Below are 18,128 nucleotides of genomic sequence, written 5' to 3'. Positions count from 1 at the left end.
ATATTAACATATGCGACCTTGATCTATAGGTCAATTATGAATCGGTTATCATGAAATTATTTAGTGGAAACGCTTTACACCTTGGTGTTTATCTCATATAATGATTATCCATTTATCTATTTTCCTGAGCAGAAAGGGCTGTCATTTTAAATGAATACAGAACAATTAATTAATCATGCTAAAGAAGTTAGAAACAGAGCTTATGTACCGTACTCTAAGTTCCCAGTAGGTGCAGCAATTTTAATGAAGTCGGGAAAAGTCTATGAAGGCTGTAATATTGAAAATGCGGCGTACCCGGTAACCTGTTGTGCTGAGCGGGTAGCCATTTTTAAAGCAATCTCTGAAGGTGAAACAGATTTTGAACAGATTGCAGTTGTTGCAGACACGAATCGACCAGTTCCACCTTGTGGTTCTTGTCGTCAAGTTATTAGTGAATTTTTTGATCAAGATACTAAAGTTCATACTACAAACCTAAGCGGTGAAGTCAAAACCCTTACTGTACGTGAACTATTGCCATATTCATTCAATCAAGATGATCTTACAAAATAAGTTTCTAAAGGGAGGGGGTTCTGAAGAGAACGCTCTCCCTTTATTTATGTACTTAATTAAAGGACTTGTTAATATTGAATCACCTATACCCCTTATTCGGGAGACCCGAAGCTGAGACTTTTTAGCAAGAAAGGTCCGTTATGTCCGAGTTGTAGCGAGCAAGACTGGCATTTAAAGGGGAGTAGGGAACCGCGTTTCTCATCTAGGGATTCATTTATCTCAAATAAAAAGCTTCCGGGAAATTGATTTTATAGAGAATGCGTGTAGAAAATTAGGCTTGCTTATCAAGTTTACTTTGGGAGAATTAGGTATCTGTCTTAGTACATGTCTCTCCTTTTTGACATAGGTTATTAGTGAACCTAAGATAAAGAAAGGAGAAATGATTATGCATCACAAGAAAATGTGTCAACCTTGCCAACCTTCAATGGTAAGTCCAGCTAAGACAAATGTTTTCCCTACGAAACAATGTGTTAAGCACAACTTCTATCAACAAGAGGTAAATAACGTTTATCCAACACACACTACGAATGTAAACCATGTGAATACAGTAAATAAAAACTTCTTCCCTCAAACTCAATCTGATGTATTCGAATTTTCTGAGCAAAATGTAAACATGGGTTCAACTTCACCAATGGGTCAGCAAGGTCCTGGAGGACAGGTAATGGGCGCTTCAACGGGTCCTATGGGTCAACAAGGTCCTGGAGGCCAAGTAATGGGTGCTTCAACAGGTCCTATGGGTCAACAAGGTCCTGGAGGCCAAGTAATGGGTGCTTCAACAGGTCCTATGGGTCCTGGAATGCAGGGACCTGGTATGGGACCAGGTATGCAAGGTCCTGGCATGGGTATGGGTCCTAAAGGCCGCCCTGGATGTTGGAGAGACTAATGCTTTCATGAATGAGCTGGTTTACCAGCTCATTTTACATATATTTAAGGAGTTTTTTTATGAGAGTTATAACGGTGACAGGCTATAAACCAATGGAAATGGGTATTTTTAAGATCGATGATCCAAATATTGTATTTGTGAAAGAAACGCTTAGAAGGAGATTGATACCTCTTATTGAAGAAGGAGTCGAGTGGGTTTTAATCTCTGGTCAAATGGGAGTAGAACTGTGGGCGTGTGAAGTTTTATTGGATGTACAGGAACAATACAATGTGCACGTCGGCATATTTCCTCCTTTTAATAATCAGGAAAGTAGGTGGCCAGAAGCTCAGCAAGAAGAGTATCGACGCCTTTGTGAACAAGTTGACCATGTACAAGCCTTATATAATAAAGACTATGAAGGCCCCTACCAGTTTAAAGCAAAAGATCAATGGTTGTTAGACAAAACGGATGGATGTCTTATTCTATATGATGAAGAAACTGGAGGGAGTCCGGGATATTTTTTAGAGAAAGCGAAAAACTATCAAGAAGCACATGACTACTCCATTTTTTACGTAACCCCATTTGATATTGATGACACTGTTCGTGAAATGCAGATGGAAGACCCAGATTACTGGAATCATTCTTAAAGATTAAATTGACATTCGTGGGATCATCTGCAAGAATTATGATAAGTGTATAAATCTGAGGTGAGAGAGATGGGTTTAGATCGTATTCAATTGTCAGGTAAAGAAATATTGGATAAAGATTTTAAAACAGGTATTCGTGGGTATAATCAAGATGAGGTAGATCAATTCTTAGATGTAATTATCCAAGATTATGAAGCTTTTCATCAAGAGATTGAACGGTTGAAACAAGAAAACGCTAAGCTGAAAAAGCAAGGTGATGTTCCAAAGCAACGTGTTCGTTCTTCTGAAGCGTCACCTGCGCCTTCAAGACAAACCGGCCAGGTTAATTATGATGTGTTACAACGATTATCGAATTTAGAAAAGGCTGTTTTCGGCAAAAAGTACGCAGATTCTTAGTATATGGAAAATAATACTTGATGAAGTAGTGTGGTTTTCATGGTATACTATTTGCAGAAACAGATTGACGAAACAAAGAAAAGAGATTAAAATAATTGAGCGGTTGATGAATGCTTGGGTAATCGCTGCATGTTTTAACATGTAGAGGAAAGTCCATGCTCGCACAGGCTGAGATGCTTGTAGTGATCGTGCTTGACGAAACCATAAGTCAAGGTAGTGTTCACACTAACGGCAGGGAAGACACCTACGTCTTAGAGATAAGGTGTTGCGATCTTGAAAGTGCCACAGTGACGAAGTTTGATTGGAAACAATCAAAGTGGAACGAGGTAAACCCCACGAGCGAGCAACCCAAAATTAGGTAGGGGCACTCTTCTGAGGAAATTCAACCAATATGAAGAGACAAGCTTTAAGCTTGTAGATAGATGATTACCACCTTTCGTACGAGGTTGACCACCGGTAGCAGTACAAAGGTACAGAACATGGCTTACAAAGCATTCATCTGGTCAATTAATGTTCATCACAAAACCCTTTCTAAAGCTCGAGCTTAGAAAGGGTTTTTTTATTACGTTATAAGGAGTGCTTGTGCATGCCGAAACCGAAAAAAGTAACCTTAATTGCAACTACAGCCATGGGGCTTGAATCAATAGTAGCTAAAGAAGTTAAGGGTCTGGGTTATGAAGATGTTACTGTAGAGAATGGCCGGGTTCGTTATGAAGCAGATCTATCTGCTATTCCTAGAAGTAATCTGTGGTTAAGAAGTGCTGATCGAGTAAAGTTAGTAATTGGCGAATTCAAAGCTACTACATTTGATGATTTATTTGAACAAACGAAAGCCTTGCCATGGGAAAATTATATACCCGAAGACGGATCGGTTCCTGTTATTGGGAAATCAGTTAAATCTACCCTTTATTCTGTTCGGGACTGTCAGTCAATTGTTAAGAAGGCAATCGTTGAACGAATGAGAAAAATGTATGGACTTGCCTCTCGAATTGAAGAGTCAGGTCCAGAACATAAAGTTGAGATTGCTATCCATAAAGATCATGCTCTACTCACCATGGATACAAGTGGTGCTGGGCTTCATAAACGTGGCTATAGGACTGGTCAAGGTGAAGCTCCTTTAAAAGAAACGATGGCTGCTGCCCTTGTACAGCTTACGAATTGGCGCCCTGATGAACCATTTGTAGATCCGTTCTGTGGCTCTGGTACTATTCCGATTGAAGCAGCTTTAATTGGTCAAAATATTGCCCCAGGGTTTAATAGGGAGTTTGCTTCAGAATCGTGGGACTTTATCCCTTATAACCTTTGGGAAAATGCTTTTAATGAAGCCGAAGAGGCGGCTAATTATGACCAGGAGTTAAATATAACTGGTTTAGACGTAGATGGGCGTATGATAGCAACTGCAAAAGCGAATGCGATTGAAGCAGGACTTGGTGACTTAATTTCGTGGAAACAAATGCAGGTTAAAGACTTTAATCCAAAAGAGAAAAATGGTTATATTGTGGGTAATCCTCCATACGGTGAACGCATCGGAGACCAAGAAGAGGTCGAACAGATGTATAAAGATTTCGGTTTAATCATGCGTGACCACCCGTCGTGGAGTGTGTATGTTATAACGTCGAACGAAAAATTCGAAAAACTTTACGGTCTGCCAGCTACGAAGCGACGTAAGTTATACAATGGTTTTATTAAAATCGATTACTATCAGTATTTTGGTAAGAAAGAATCTTAAATCTAACCCTAGTCAGGCTCTGCTACTTCTTTAGCAGAGCCTGAGTTTGTTATGTACATAAGATCTATTTGTTGAAGTTTACTGAATAATTAGTATAATTGTAGGAGATCTATCCTTTATAGGAAACGGGGAAGAGGAGGAAAGAAATGAGTACAGTACAAACGGAATTACAGCCGATTGAACAGAAATTTATGGACTACGTTAGAGAAATGACACAGCTAGGTGAAGCCATTGGTCTGATGGGATGGGATTTGCGTACATATGCACCAAAGAAAGGTGTAGAAGGGCGTTCAGAAGTAATCGCTACTCTTTCATCTAAAATCCATGAAATGCAGACATCTGATCAAATGAAAGAATACATCGATGCATTGAAAGGTCAAACTGACAATGAAATTGTTCAAAAGTCAGTGGAAGAATGTGAAAAAGATTATAATCAGGCACGTAAAATACCTACTGATGAGTTTAAAGAATACGTAGCACTGCAGTCGAAAGCTGAATCTGTATGGGAAGAAGCAAAGGATAACAACGACTTTGAAATGTTCAAACCATACTTAGAGAAGATCGTAGAATTTAATAAGCGTTTCGCTGAATATTGGGGTTATGAGAAGCATATTTATAATGCGCTCTTAGATAATTTTGAACCAGGTGTAACCGTAGATGTTCTTGACGAGGTATTTCCAGCTGTTCGAAAATCACTGACCGATCTACTTCATAAGGTTCAAAATTCAAGTGTTGAAGTTGATGCTTCTGTTCTTACAGGTCATTTTCCTAAGGAACAACAACAGGCATTTAGCCTTGAAATTTTAAAACGTATGGGATATGACTTTGATGCCGGTCGCCTTGATGAAACAGTACATCCATTTGCGACTGGATTAAATCAAGGGGACGTGCGTGTTACAACAAAGTATGATGAATCAGATTTCCGGACTGCTGTCTTTGGTACCATTCATGAAGGTGGGCATGCTTTATATGAACAAAATATCAGTTCTGAACTTGCATATACGGCTCTTCAAGGTGGTACATCAATGGGGATTCATGAATCACAATCCTTATTCTGGGAGAACTTTGTCTCAAGAACGAAAGCATTTTGGCAGAACCACTATGATCTGTTTTTAGAACATGCGCCTGAATCTTTCAAGGATGTTGATTTCGAAGATTTCTTTGCAGCTGTAAATGAAGTTAAACCATCATTTATTCGGATTGAAGCAGACGAATTAACATATTGTCTCCATATCATGATTCGCTATGAACTAGAAAAAGCTCTAATCAGTGGTGAAATTGAAGTTGGGGACCTCCCTGAGTTATGGAATGACAAAATGGAAGAATACCTCGGCGTTCGCCCAACCAGCAATAAAGTAGGTGTTCTTCAGGATGTTCACTGGGCTGGAGGGATGTTCGGTTACTTCCCGTCCTATGCACTAGGGTACATGTATGCTGCTCAGTTCCATAACACAATGAAGGGTGAGATAGATGTAGAGGGTTCAATTGAAAAAGGTGACTTTACTGTCATAAAGAATTGGTTAACTGAAAATATTCATAAGTTTGGTAAGTCGAAGAAGCCCCTAGAAATTTTAGAGGATGTAACTGGTGAAAAGTTAAATGCTGATCACCTAGTACAGCATTTATCAGATAAATATAGTAAAGTGTATCAATTTTAATGAAAAATAGGAGACCCTAGAGGGCCTCCTATTTTTTTATGAATTACCTATTAATCCTTTAAAGGTTGGTGATCCAGGTGGTGAATTTTGAATGATGTCGATGAATGGAATCGTATAAGCGAATGCGATTAAGACAACTGCGATACCGATCCATAAGCGCCAGTTCTCAAAGATCATAGGAGTCGGTTCAGCATCTTCGGCAGTCTCAGCAATTGGAAATTCTTCTACACCTTTTGGAGCAAAGAAAGTCATATAGACAAATGTATACATCATGATGATGATGCCGATAAAAAGAATTGAACCACCAATGGCTTGACCGTATTGATACCCAATCCATTCTGTTACTTGTTCACTGCCATTGTATTCAGAAAACGCAGAGCGGCGTGGGGCACCGAGTAAACCAGCAATATGCATGGAACCTGACATAAAGAACATACCGATTGTCCATACGATTGTCTGAATAATTCCTAAGCGGTTCGTTTTCTCATCTAGTTTTCGACCTGTTAATACAGGAACCAGCCAGTACGATATGCCAAAGAATGTAAGGATAACAGTAGTTGCTAATGTGAGGTGAAAGTGACCTGTAACCCAGATTGTGTTATGGACGACAAGATTCAATTGGTTAGATGCATTGACCAAACCTCCTGCACCTGCTGGAATAAATGCAATCATCCCGATCATAGGCGCGAAAAAGCGAACGTCTTTCCAAGGAAGTGCTTTAAACCAACCGAACAAAGTGTTAAATCCTTTTGCCCTGCCTGCTGTTTCAAAAGTCGCAAACATGCTGAAAGCAGTTAGTAGTGAAGGGATGGCAACAGCAAAAGTTAATACAACTTGAATATATTTCCAAAACGGATCAATACCAGGCTCTAGTAATTGATGGTGGAATCCGACTGGGATAGAAAACAACAGGAATAGTATGAATGCCAAACGTGCTAACCCGTCACTAAATATTTTACCACCGATAATTTTAGGGATGATTCCATACCATGCCATGTAAGCTGGTAACAGCCAGAAGTATACAAGTGGATGACCGAAGTACCAGAATAAAGTACGACTTACAAGGATGTTGATTTCATCCACAATCCCTAAAGACCAAGGAATAAACTGAATAAGTACGGTTGCTGCCACTCCAATTGTACTAATGAACCAAATTATCATATTAATAACGACCATAAAGGCTAGTAATGGAGATTTTTCTCCTTTGTTTGCTTTCTTCCACTTATACAGTTGGTGAAAATTAACGAAACAAGCAATCCATGTACCTACAATAACTAAAGTAAGTCCAAAGTAGAAAATAGGGTGAGCTGCAAGTGGAGCGTAGAAGGTATATAATACACTTGCTTTACCTAACAGAATCATAGTTGCAGCTGCAATCGTACCAACTAGCATTACCCAGAAGGCGATCCAAGCCCAAACTCTTTCTTTATCACTCATCCCAACCGTTTTACTCATTAAAGAAAATTGGAAGCCTATAATAAAAAATGTAGTTAATACTAAAGCAAGAATGACCCCGTGCACAGTGAGGATCTGATAGTAATCAATACCAAAAGGCAATGTGAATCTTCCGGTTCTTACTAGAGTCTGCAAAAGTCCCATTAGTCCGCCAATAAGTAGTGAGATAAAGGCAACCCACATGTGAGCCATAGAGAGCTTTGAATCTTTCTTTGTTAATTGGTTAGCAATCATTCGTCATACACCTCCACAGTAGCGGTCATATAATGATGACCAGTTCCGCAATATTCATTACAAACAAATGTATATGTTCCTGGTTTGTTAAAAGTGGTCTCTACCGTATTGATATAACCAGGCTCAAGCATCATATTTGCATTTGTACCCGCTAATTCAAACCCATGTACTACATCTGTACTTGTACCTTGGAACATGACTTCTGATCCTACAGGGATTCTTATCGTACGCACTACATTTCCTTCTTCATCTGTTCCAAAATCGTAGTTAAAGGCTGAAGCGATGACATTTACTACATAACGGTTATCATCTAACTGCTGCATACCTAAGTTCTCTTTTTTAAATGAATCATGAGCCTCTACATTTTGCGGATCGATTGTGGTTAAACAACTAGGCGGTTTCGTGCCTTGATAAAATGCCCCTACGCCTAACATAATTAAAAAGATTAATAACGCTCCTCCGCCAATTAACATCCACATCTTTTCATATTTGTGTAAATGCATTGTCCTTCCCCCTTAAACAAATCTGATTATGACTTACCGATTAACAAAAATGCCCCATACCCCAAACCAAGTTACCACCAAAAATGCACCCACAAATAAAACCGCGATGAACGTTCCTTTTAGATCCGCTTCTTCTTGATGAGTTTTAGTTTGTGTATTTGGATCGTTTAATTGAGTTTTTGCCATCTTCCGTTCCACTCCTTCCAAATTACCCCTGTTTGGTTTTTACATTTTTATCATACTGTATTTTTTCTGTTTAGAAACAAGTTGAAGGTCCATTTCACAAATAGTTCAAAACTCTTGAGAAAACCATTCATGTCAATGGATCCGACCGTTTTTGAAAATTCTATGACACCGATTTCATGAACAATCCGTGACAAAATGGCTATAATTGAATGGTTATAAAGGAGACTGTTGCTTTATAGATAAGTTAGAGTATGGTTGTTTACACTACGCAGGTAGTGTAAATGGCATTCTCATGGGAGAGGATGATATACTAAACAAATATTATAGAAGGAAGGGGAGAGTATTATGTTTTTACCTAGTTTCACCCTTGAAGGTAAACTTGCAGCAATTACAGGTGCTACAAAGGGGATAGGGTATGCTATTGCAATGGCCTATGCGGAAGCGGGGGCAGACATTATTGTCATTTCAAGAACCGAAGAAGATGTACATACAGTTTGTAATGAGATTGAACAATTAGGAAGAGTAGCTTATCCCATCGTAGGTAATGTACAAGATTACAATGAGATAATAAGCCTAATTAAAGAAACTACCCCTTATCAAGACATTCATATTTGGGTGAACAACGCTGGAGTCAATATAAGAAGCGATGCATTTAATGTAACAGAATCTGAGTGGGATCAGATTATACAGACAAATATGAAAAGCGCTTTCTTCTTAGCTCAATTTGCGGGAGAACAAATGAAAAAACGAGGAGAAGGGAAAGTTGTTAACGTTTCATCAGTGGCAGGTCATGTAGCCCTTCGCACGGGTGTAGTATATGGAATGACGAAGGCAGCATTGATTCAGATGACCAAAACGCTATCTTTAGAATGGGGAAAACATAACATTCATGTAAATGCCATCGGTCCATGGTACTTCCCTACATCTTTAACGGAAAAGCTTCTTGAAAATGAACAATATGTTAAAGAAATAAAAGAGCGAACCCCAATGGGTAGGGTTGGGGAGTTAAAAGAACTAGCAGGTGCTGCTGTATTTTTAGCTTCAGAAGGTAGTAATTACATGACTGGCCAAACGTTGTATATTGATGGTGGAATGAGCGTTTATGGTTTTTAGTTTGTAAATTAATAAACGGAATGGTTTTTGGCGCTAAGAGTTTTATGACTCTTAGCGCTATTTATTTGGTTTGTGATAATTCAGGAAATGTGCTTATTTGTTTAGCAATAAACGTACATTCTGAACTTGGTTTTTGGTATTAAACTTCACTCAGCGTCGTTTTAAATCTATAAAGTATAAGAGCAGGATCGTAAAAAGAGTGTAGAACTGTGAGTAAGATTCAAAGAAGGAGGCAAGCTAAAAGAAAAATGGAAGAGGGATAATATGGCATGGATAACATCAGTTGGAGTGAGCATCCCGGAATATGAAATAACACAAAAGGATATACAATCTTTTGTAAAAGAAGTCTTTCCTCGTTCAGAAAGAGAGATTAACAGGCTATTACCTGTATTTGAAAACGCAGCCGTTGAGAAACGTCAATTCGTCGTTCCTAAGGAATGGTTTGGAAAAGACCATACTTTTCAAGAGCGAAATGAATTATATGAAAAAAAAGCACTTCAATACTCTTTAGAAGCTGTTGATCATTGTCTGTCCAATAAATCATTTCTGACAGAAGAAGTTCCTTACGAAGCAATTGACTATATTCTTTATGTATCCAGTACAGGTGTAGCTACACCAACTATTGATGCGCGTTTAATGAATGAACGAAATTTCAGAGATGACGTAAAACGTGTTCCTTTATGGGGATTGGGCTGCGCTGGGGGAGGTGCAGGTCTTGCTAGAGCCATGGATTTTGCGCATATGTATCCAAAGGCAACTATTTTAGTTGTGTGCGTTGAACTCTGTGGACTTACTTTTCAGAAAGATGATCGAAGAAAGAGCAACTTCATTGGGACGGCTTTATTTGGTGATGGAATTGCAGCAGCATTAATAATGGGGGAGAAGTCTCCAGTTGTTTCGAAACGGATTTCTACAGCACCCAGAATGATTCAATCCAGTTCTAAATTAAAAAAGCAAGCTCTTGATGTAATGGGGTGGAATGTTAATGAGGATGGCTTTCAAGTCGTCTTTGCAAAAAGCATTCCTGCACTCGTTGAAACCTTCTGGAAAGAACACATTGAAGAGTTTTTAAGAAGTATAGAAAAGAATGAGAAAGATCTATCCTTCTACGTAGCTCATCCAGGTGGCCAAAAGGTGCTTCAAGCTTATGAGGAAGTTTTGGGTAGTTCTAATGAAAAATTCAAATATTCATATGATGTGTTAAGAAATCATGGCAATATGTCTTCTGCCACTGTATTACACGTTTTGAAAAGGTGGATGGAAGAGTTTCCAAAGGCAGGGACAGCTAGCGTACTAGCTGCATTAGGGCCTGGCTTTAGCTCTGAATTAGTTGGATTGGAGTGGTCTGAATGACTGTTTGGTTTGTTGTATTATTCTTGTTTATAATTGCGCAGCGTCTTATTGAAGTGGTAGTAGCAAAACGTAATGAGAAATGGATGCTACGTCACGGTGCAATAGAAATTGCAGGAGGCCATTATAAATGGATTGTTTTAGTACACACGTTATTCTTCGTTTCAGTTGGGTTAGAAGCATGGAATAATGAGCTTGTTTTATCAGATTGGAAAGGCTTTTTATTAGGTGCTTTCTTCGTTACACAAGGTTTCCGAATCTGGTGTTTAACTTCTCTAGGAAGGTTCTGGAATACAAAGATTATTGTTTTACCAGGGGCAGACCTTGTAGCTAAAGGGCCATATAAGTGGATGAAGCACCCTAATTATGTAGTGGTTGGTTTAGAATTTGTCATAATTCCATTGCTATTTAATGCCTATATGTCAGCTGTTTTATTCCCGCTACTACATTTGGCACTCATGAAAATTCGCATTCCTCACGAAGAAAGGGCTTTGACTAAACTGTCTGAATGATTGAAATTATTTCTCATTCTCATTGAAAATCTTTCTCAACCCTGCTATACTCTATTTAGAAATGAAAATCATTATCATCGGAAGTGAGGGGCTAAAATGATTTTTCTTATAATGGGAATTGTAGTGCTATATTCAATACTGATGGTTGGCATACTAGCCAAACTTCGTGATGAAAAGGCAATGTACTTAGTAGATTTGTTTAAAGGTAGACATACATTAAAGTCAGCAGAAGCGAAGCAAAAGAAATATGAAGATGTTTTATCAGCCAGGTAATATACCTGGCTTTTTATATGGAAAGAATCTTACTAAATAAATTTAATTTTATATTAAAAGAGTCCCTCTTAAGTCTAGCCTCTGTTTCGTTATAACGACTTGTGAAAAACTCAATTAGAGTAGAGCGTTTTCAAGTGTCAATAAAATCGGTATACTAATACTTAGAGGCAAAAGAGAAGGGAGGATCGATATATGACATATATTCGTTCGGTCAATTGGGTTCAAGGTCAACTCAATTCAATTCGAATGGTGGATTTTCGGTTTTATTTACAACATTCCGACAAAGGTCGATTAGAATATGAAGAAGGACACATACCTGGCGCAATACACATTGATCTGGAGAAAGATATGAGTGGGGCTGTTGGACAAACAGGTGGGCGTCATCCTCTGCCAAATATGAAAGATTTCTTAAATGTTATTCAAGAAGCTGGTATTCAGAATAATGATATCATTGTTGCTTATGATAATCAGAATGGTGCTATGGCATCGAGATTTGTATGGATGATGATGTACATGGGACATAAAGAAGTGTATATTTTAGATGGTGGATTTAGAGCGTGGGAAGAAAAGGGATCTGGATTGACTACAGAAATTCCGGTTAACAACCGTTCCTCTTATAAAGCAGTATATCAATCTAGTATGATAGCAGATCAGGACTACGTAGCTCAACACATCTATAATGATGATACAATCATCCTTGATTCGAGAAGTTATGAGCGTTTTGCTGGTATAAATGAACCAATAGATCAAAAAGCGGGTCATATTCCTTCCGCTGTAAATGCAGAATGGACAAAAGTTATGAATCAAGCAGGAAGATGGAAATCTAAAGAGGAACTAAGGTCTCATTTCCTGCAATTTGGTAAACCAAAAGAGTGGATTGTCTATTGTGGTTCCGGTGTTACTGCTTCGCCAAACGTACTCGCATTATATGAAGCGGGTTTCAATCAAGTTCGGCTCTATGTAGGTAGTTGGAGCGATTGGATTACCAATGATAAAAATCCGATTGATCGTTCTGTTTCTTCTTAATCAGATTATACATAAAGGGTGTAGTACATGCCGCTATCCAAATCACTTGGGTATTTTATAGAAGATCTATGGTCGAAAGGCTTTCGATTAAAGGATAAAGATATTCATTTTATTTATTTCGGCAAGAATTATACGAACTCTGAAGATTGGCTCGTTATCTTCGCACTTAAAGTTACGATTCAGTTTCAAATGAAATTCGATGGAAGTTTTTTTATTGGAGTATTAGAGTATTTACAAGAAAACCATCCTCGTACAAAACGAGATGCTTGGGGACTTATTGAACAAAAAGGACTATACAAAAGAAAGAAACCACACTCCTTAGCTAAATAGGAGTGTGGTTTTTTTAATTAGCGTGGATAGCAGCTCGTGCGAGTTCATCTGCTTTTTTGTTTTGCTTATCAGATATCCATTTAATAAAAAAGAAAGGGAAATGACTCCCTAATTGTTCAGCTTCTCTTAAAAGAGGAAGGAAGCGATCTTGTTTCGTGGATGAGTGTTCAATACAGTCGACAACAAGCTTTGAATCTGATCGAACACTAATAATCTCTTCTGGAAACATTTCTTTACAGATTTCAAGAGCTTTTATGAGGGCCGTAAATTCTGCTTCATGGTTTGATGTTATTCCAATTGGAATCGAATAGGTGTAATGATCTTTTCCATTTTTAATGTAGATTCCAACTCCACTTGGGCCTGGGTCTCCTTTTGAAGAACCATCTACATATACTTCAAGCATACGCTGACCTCCTTTATGAAGGGTTTGATGTTTTATTAAATCGCTTCGCTAAATATAAGAAAGGTGTGTCTAAAGCAGCTACAATAAATTTAATAACATAAGTTGTTATAAAGATTTCAAACCAGACGTTTGTCGGAACTTCACCTAAGAAAGCAATCAGTGTGAACACAAAGGAATCAAGCAACTGACTAACCATTGTACTTCCATTATTTCTAACCCAAAGAAAGCGATCTCCAGCAAACATACTCTTCAGTTTAGAATAGATGAATACGTCAACATATTGACTAACAATATACGCTACTAAGCTTCCTGCAGCAACACGCGGTAATAATCCGAATATAGTTTCAAGAGCCGTTTGCACTTCCGTACCAACAGGTGTAAACCATTTAACCGCTATTTGCATCATAACTGTCATACTAATTAGAGTAAAGAAACCTAACCAAACAGCTTTCTTTGCTTCCTCTTTACCATATTTCTCATTCAGGATATCGGTAGCTAAGAATACTGTTCCATAAATAATATTTCCAAGCGTTGCGGTCAAACCAAACATTTCAATCGTTTTCGTAACCTGAATGTTGGCTACAACAGTAGCCATTCCTATCCATACAAATAAACCTTGTCTTCCAAACCCTTTATAAATTAACGTTAACATTGAGAAGTTAATAAGGGCGAATACAATCCATAAAATTTCGTTCATATTGTCAATCCTTTCTAGTTTTGATATCGCAGGAAGTTTCGAACTGCGCTATGCATAACGATAGACCATTATACGTGGTGTTGAAGTTTTTTTCAATATGTTGCGAGCGAAAGCGTTCGAGGAGGCTCCCCAGCTCGCCGCGGAAAGCGAGTGATTTCCCGAACCACCTCATGCTCTAACAATGCAAACGGAAACATTTTTTCAACTTCGAGTGTCCAAGAATCCTGCCCTTTTCTTGAGAGAACTATTCAATAACAACACGTTATCAAAGGCAAATAAAAAAGCGACAGCTCTAAAGAGCTGTCGCTATATGTCATGCGTTTTTTATAATTTAATTAGTTTTTAACAACGTTAGCAGCTTGAGGGCCACGGTCGCCTTCTACGATTTCGAAAGAAACGCTTTGACCTTCTTCAAGTGTTTTGAAACCTTCTTCTTGGATCGCAGAGAAGTGTACGAATACGTCGTTTCCACCTTCTACTTGGATGAAACCATAACCTTTTTCTGCGTTAAACCATTTTACTGTACCGTTTTGCATTGTAAAATCCTCCTAAAACATTCACGTAATGACGTGAGACGTAATAATACAAAGTCGATGTAAGAATTCATAAAAAAGGGTAACTCCAATAGAAATGTAGGATCATCAAATCCCGAACACTTCTATTGAAGTTACCTCGTCTTTCATGATTCCACATCTTCTTTGCTTAGGTCTAATATAGCTTATTATTATAAAGGAAGTCAAGGAGTAATGAGAATTTTTAAAACAAATTGTATTTTCTCAACATACTGCAGAGATTTTCTTTCCTTCTTTTATAAAATACCCGTTCTTTGCATTTTTAGTCCTGTTTCATCTAAACTATAAAAGAATTAATGGAAGGAGAACTGTCATGAAAAAAGATATTGAAATTGCTCAGCAAGCTACTATAAAACCAATAGAAGAAATTACGCATCAATTAAATCTAGATCATGAGGACTTTGAACCATATGGTCGCTACAAAGCAAAATTATCCGATTCATTATTACATAAGTTGTCTGAACGTAAGAATGGAAAGGTTGTACTTGTTACGGCCATTAACCCTACCCCAGCTGGTGAAGGTAAGTCCACCGTTACTGTAGGTTTAGGGCAGGCTATGAATCAGATGAATAAAAAGACTGTAATTGCACTTCGAGAGCCTTCTTTAGGTCCTACAATGGGATTAAAGGGAGGCGCTGCTGGGGGAGGCTATTCGCAAGTCTTACCCATGGAAGATATAAATCTTCATTTCACAGGCGATATACATGCGATTACTAGCGCGAACAATGCCCTTTCTGCTTTTATTGATAATCATATTCATAGGGGGAATGAATTAAATATTGATCCTAGAAAGATTGGTTGGAAAAGGGTTTTAGACTTAAATGACCGAGCTCTTCGTGAAATTGTGATAGGACTAGGTGGTCCCTTGAAAGGAGTCCCAAGGGAAGATGGATTTAATATCAGTGTAGCCTCAGAAATTATGGCCATTCTCTGTCTAGCTTCTGACTTAAAAGATCTGAAGAAACGACTTGCTCGAATTGTGTTTGGTTATACGTACGAGGATCAACCCGTTACTGTTGAACAGTTAGGTATGGAAGGGGCTTTAACCCTTCTATTAAAAGAAGCGCTTAAGCCAAATCTTGTCCAAACGATTGAAAATACACCAGCAATTGTACACGGTGGACCGTTTGCCAATATTGCGCATGGATGTAACAGTGTAATGGCCACAACGATTGCTTCAAAATTAGGGGACTACGTCATAACTGAAGCAGGATTTGGCGCTGATCTTGGTGCTGAGAAGTTTTTAAATATCAAAACACGTGCAGGAGATTTCACTCCCGATGCTGTTGTCCTCGTTGCTACCGTTCGGGCTTTGAAAATGCATGGTGGAGTATCGAAAGACGAATTAGCACAAGAAAATGTACGCGCCCTTCAAGAAGGGATAACCAATCTCGAGAAACATATGGAGACTATTCAGTCATTTGGCCTTCCATTTGTAGTCGCTTTGAATCGTTTCCCTACTGATACTGAAGAAGAGTTGGCTTATATAGAAAAATGGTGTAAAGACCGGAAATTACGGGTTGCTCTTACTGAAGTTCATTCTAAGGGAGGCTCAGGAGGGCTAGAGCTTGCACAAGCTGTTATTGATACTGTTGAAACAGAAGCTAGTTCGTTCACTTATACGTACGATCTTGAAGACACTATTGAAGAAAAGATATCAAAGATTGCTGAAAAGGTTTATGGTGCTAAAGGAGTTGAATTTTCAAGTCAGGCAAAGAAGCAAATAGAATTATACAACCAGCTAGGTTGGGCGAATTTACCTGTTTGCATGGCAAAAACTCAGTACTCACTATCTGATGATCCCTCTCTAAGAGGTAGACCATCTGACTTCACTATTACGATCAGAGAATTTAGTCCCTCAATTGGAGCTGGGTTTATCGTTGCTTTGACAGGTGATGTAATGACAATGCCAGGATTACCAAAAGAGCCAGCTGCACTTCAAATGGACATAGACTCATCGGGGAAAGCTGTCGGTTTATTCTAAAATTGCTGACAACCAACAAATATAAGAGGTTGCTCTTTAGGAAGGAGCAATCTCTTTTGCTTTACAGTTAAATTTATTCCTTCGTAATATAGAGATGAAGACAGAGGGGAGGATGGTACTTGTGAATGTATCAATAGGCGTAACTGGTTGGGGCGATCATGACCAGCTATATCCTGCGGGTACGAAAAGTCAGGATAAATTAGCGATATATGCTTCTCATTTTCCTGTTGTGGAAATTGATAGTGCATTCTATGCAATCCAACCTAAACGAAACTATGAGAAATGGGTTAAGGAAACACCAGAAGGTTTTACGTTCGTTGTTAAAGCTTTTAGTAAAATGACTGGACATCAAAGAGAAAAAATGTCCTCAGAAGAAGTTCGAGATATGTTTGATGCTTATATAGAGTCGATCCAACCATTAATTGATTCATGTAAGCTTCGTTTTATTTTATTTCAATTTCCACCTTGGTTTTCTGTATCAAAGGAAAATGTTCAAAAAATAAGAGTCATTCGTGAATTAATGGGTGACTTACCACTTGCTTTAGAATTTCGTAACCAATCTTGGTACTCAAGTGAGTATAGAGAACAAACTCTATCTTTTATGGAGAAAGGAAACTGGATTCACGGAGTAGTTGATGAACCTCAAGCTGGAGAGGGCTCTGCGCCAACGGTTCTTCAAGCTACAAACTCAAAAGAAACACTCGTCAGACTCCATGGCCGCAACGTGCATGGTTGGAACAAAAATGGCCGCGAAGATTGGAGAGAGGTACGCTTTTTGTACCGATACAATGATGAGGAACTTCAAGAGTGGAAGGAAAATGTTGAGAGTTTACTTCAACAATCTGATCATGTAACTGTATTGTTCAACAATAACTCCGGGGGCGACGCCGCGGATAATGCTAAACAATTTATCGACTTATGCCAGGTTGAGTATGAACAGTTAAACCCAAGACAAATGGATTTATTCCAAGACTAGGAGGAACTTATGGAGGATGAAGTGTTGGAGAAAGTATCAAGCTTTATATACAATCGCTTCAGGCATGACTCTACTGGACATGACTTTTATCATATGAAAAGGGTAGCCAAAATGGCTAAGCGGTTGGCTGTTCTAGAAGGAGCCGATCCTTTTATTTCAGAAACAGCAGGCTGGCTTCATGATATACTAGATCCCAAACTGACAGACAATTTGACAGAAGCTAAGCAAGAAGTTATGGACTTATTTGAGTCTTGTAAAATTCCCCCAGGAGAACAGGAGCGGATTTTAGTAGCAATGGAAGCAGTTTCTTTTAAAACAGGCCATCGTATTCCTCTGAACATAGAGGGGAAAGTTGTTCAAGACGCTGATCGGTTAGATGCTATTGGAGCTATTGGTATTGCTCGTGCTTTCTCATTTGGTGGAGCTAGAGGCCAAGCTTTACATAGTGAAGCTTTTGAGGAAACGACAATACGCCACTTTTATGATAAGCTGCTTAAAATCAAAGGTCTTCTCAACACTCCCTCAGCGGTGAAAATCGGTCAAAAGAGACATGACTTCCTTGAAACATACCTCCATCAGTTTTATGAGGAATGGATGTAACGAGTGTAAGTGCAACCTAAAAATCTGAATGTCTAATTCTGGAAAACGCCTAAGCGAAGATAGAAAATTTCTC

The 18,128-nt window shown here is 38.6% G+C and carries 21 protein-coding genes and 1 other RNA gene; 16 read left to right on the top strand and 6 right to left on the bottom strand.

From position 1 onward, the window contains the following. The first annotated feature begins 150 nt into the window (after positions 1–150). The 7 genes from IMZ31_RS09860 to IMZ31_RS09830 all read left to right on the top strand — a co-directional run bounded on the left by IMZ31_RS09860 (position 151) and on the right by IMZ31_RS09830 (position 5,841). Positions 151–549 carry a cytidine deaminase gene (locus IMZ31_RS09860; RefSeq protein ID WP_207527225.1) on the top strand — a complete coding sequence of 133 codons (399 nt, stop codon included), beginning with the start codon at positions 151–153 and terminating at the stop codon, positions 547–549. Between the two features lie 385 nt (positions 550–934). Then, positions 935–1,432 carry a CotD family spore coat protein gene (locus IMZ31_RS24710; RefSeq protein WP_305849386.1) on the top strand — a complete coding sequence of 166 codons (498 nt, stop codon included), beginning with the start codon at positions 935–937 and terminating at the stop codon, positions 1,430–1,432. 59 nt (positions 1,433–1,491) lie between these two features. Beyond that, complete coding sequence (locus tag IMZ31_RS09850) at positions 1,492–2,058, top strand: SLOG family protein (protein WP_207527224.1); 567 nt, start codon at positions 1,492–1,494, stop codon at positions 2,056–2,058. A 69-nt stretch (positions 2,059–2,127) separates the two neighbouring features. Next, positions 2,128–2,454, top strand: a complete 327-nt coding sequence (gene gpsB, locus IMZ31_RS09845; RefSeq protein ID WP_036779301.1) for a cell division regulator GpsB — start codon at positions 2,128–2,130, stop codon at positions 2,452–2,454. A 110-nt stretch (positions 2,455–2,564) separates the two neighbouring features. Then, positions 2,565–2,946, top strand: an RNA gene (gene rnpB, locus IMZ31_RS09840) — RNase P RNA component class B. 94 nt (positions 2,947–3,040) lie between these two features. Further along, a complete protein-coding gene (locus tag IMZ31_RS09835; protein WP_207527223.1) occupies positions 3,041–4,183 on the top strand; it encodes a THUMP domain-containing class I SAM-dependent RNA methyltransferase in 1,143 nt (380 codons plus the stop codon). A gap of 146 nt (positions 4,184–4,329) precedes the next feature. Next, positions 4,330–5,841, top strand: a complete 1,512-nt coding sequence (locus IMZ31_RS09830; protein ID WP_207527222.1) for a carboxypeptidase M32 — start codon at positions 4,330–4,332, stop codon at positions 5,839–5,841. Between the two features lie 36 nt (positions 5,842–5,877). Here the strand turns inward: IMZ31_RS09830 and IMZ31_RS09825 are convergent, their stop codons facing one another. From IMZ31_RS09825 to IMZ31_RS09815, 3 genes are read right to left on the bottom strand one after another with little or no spacing between them, the layout of a single operon-like run. Next, positions 5,878–7,530: a b(o/a)3-type cytochrome-c oxidase subunit 1 gene (locus IMZ31_RS09825; RefSeq protein WP_207527221.1), complete on the bottom strand. Its 1,653-nt coding sequence runs from the start codon at positions 7,528–7,530 to the stop codon at positions 5,878–5,880. Then, on the bottom strand, positions 7,527–8,033 hold the full coding sequence (locus IMZ31_RS09820) for a cytochrome c oxidase subunit II (RefSeq protein ID WP_036779273.1): 507 nt from the start codon (positions 8,031–8,033) through the stop codon (positions 7,527–7,529). The genes IMZ31_RS09825 and IMZ31_RS09820 overlap by 4 nt, the downstream gene beginning before the upstream one ends. 33 nt (positions 8,034–8,066) lie before the next feature. Continuing rightward, entirely contained in the window at positions 8,067–8,219 is a 153-nt protein-coding gene (locus IMZ31_RS09815; RefSeq protein WP_207527220.1) for a cytochrome c oxidase subunit 2A, read from the bottom strand. Positions 8,220–8,564: 345 nt separating this feature from the next. Between IMZ31_RS09815 and IMZ31_RS09810 the strand changes: the two genes are divergently transcribed. The 6 genes from IMZ31_RS09810 (at position 8,565) to IMZ31_RS09785 (ending at position 12,823) form a co-directional block, all read left to right on the top strand. Further along, entirely contained in the window at positions 8,565–9,332 is a 768-nt protein-coding gene (locus IMZ31_RS09810; protein WP_207527219.1) for an SDR family NAD(P)-dependent oxidoreductase, read from the top strand. 264 nt (positions 9,333–9,596) lie between these two features. Beyond that, complete coding sequence (locus IMZ31_RS09805) at positions 9,597–10,685, top strand: type III polyketide synthase (protein ID WP_207527218.1); 1,089 nt, start codon at positions 9,597–9,599, stop codon at positions 10,683–10,685. Then, entirely contained in the window at positions 10,682–11,194 is a 513-nt protein-coding gene (locus IMZ31_RS09800) for an isoprenylcysteine carboxyl methyltransferase family protein (protein WP_207527217.1), read from the top strand. Before IMZ31_RS09805 ends, IMZ31_RS09800 begins: the two co-directional genes overlap by 4 nt. A 96-nt stretch (positions 11,195–11,290) precedes the next feature. Next, positions 11,291–11,467 carry a hypothetical protein gene (locus IMZ31_RS09795; protein WP_207527216.1) on the top strand — a complete coding sequence of 59 codons (177 nt, stop codon included), beginning with the start codon at positions 11,291–11,293 and terminating at the stop codon, positions 11,465–11,467. A gap of 192 nt (positions 11,468–11,659) precedes the next feature. Next, entirely contained in the window at positions 11,660–12,493 is an 834-nt protein-coding gene (locus tag IMZ31_RS09790) for a sulfurtransferase (RefSeq protein ID WP_207527215.1), read from the top strand. Between the two features lie 27 nt (positions 12,494–12,520). Further along, the gene (locus tag IMZ31_RS09785; RefSeq protein WP_207527214.1) at positions 12,521–12,823 is read left to right on the top strand and encodes a DUF6123 family protein; all 303 of its coding nucleotides are present in this window, start codon (positions 12,521–12,523) and stop codon (positions 12,821–12,823) included. Positions 12,824–12,836: 13 nt separating this feature from the next. On the opposite strand, the gene IMZ31_RS09780 is transcribed toward IMZ31_RS09785, so the two are convergent. From IMZ31_RS09780 to IMZ31_RS09770, 3 genes are all read right to left on the bottom strand, one after another. After that, positions 12,837–13,226, bottom strand: coding sequence for a ribonuclease HI family protein (locus IMZ31_RS09780; protein ID WP_207527213.1), 390 nt, complete (start codon positions 13,224–13,226; stop codon positions 12,837–12,839). 13 nt (positions 13,227–13,239) lie between these two features. After that, complete coding sequence (locus IMZ31_RS09775) at positions 13,240–13,923, bottom strand: queuosine precursor transporter (RefSeq protein WP_207527212.1); 684 nt, start codon at positions 13,921–13,923, stop codon at positions 13,240–13,242. Between the two features lie 335 nt (positions 13,924–14,258). Further along, on the bottom strand, positions 14,259–14,459 hold the full coding sequence (locus IMZ31_RS09770) for a cold-shock protein (RefSeq protein ID WP_036779253.1): 201 nt from the start codon (positions 14,457–14,459) through the stop codon (positions 14,259–14,261). Positions 14,460–14,808: 349 nt separating this feature from the next. Here IMZ31_RS09770 and IMZ31_RS09765 point away from each other — a divergent pair, with 349 nt between their 5' ends. The 3 genes from IMZ31_RS09765 to IMZ31_RS09755 all read left to right on the top strand — a co-directional run bounded on the left by IMZ31_RS09765 (position 14,809) and on the right by IMZ31_RS09755 (position 18,055). Next, positions 14,809–16,479 (top strand): formate--tetrahydrofolate ligase, encoded by a 1,671-nt coding sequence (locus IMZ31_RS09765; protein WP_207527211.1) that lies wholly within the window; start codon positions 14,809–14,811, stop codon positions 16,477–16,479. Between the two features lie 121 nt (positions 16,480–16,600). Next, a complete protein-coding gene (locus tag IMZ31_RS09760; protein WP_242705536.1) occupies positions 16,601–17,455 on the top strand; it encodes a DUF72 domain-containing protein in 855 nt (284 codons plus the stop codon). Between the two features lie 9 nt (positions 17,456–17,464). Continuing rightward, complete coding sequence (locus tag IMZ31_RS09755) at positions 17,465–18,055, top strand: HD domain-containing protein (protein ID WP_207527209.1); 591 nt, start codon at positions 17,465–17,467, stop codon at positions 18,053–18,055. Positions 18,056–18,128 lie beyond the last annotated feature (73 nt).

The organism is Pontibacillus sp. ALD_SL1 (assembly GCF_017355605.1).
Note: the sequence above shows the minus strand (reverse complement) of the source record. Positions and strands in the feature narration are given on the sequence as shown.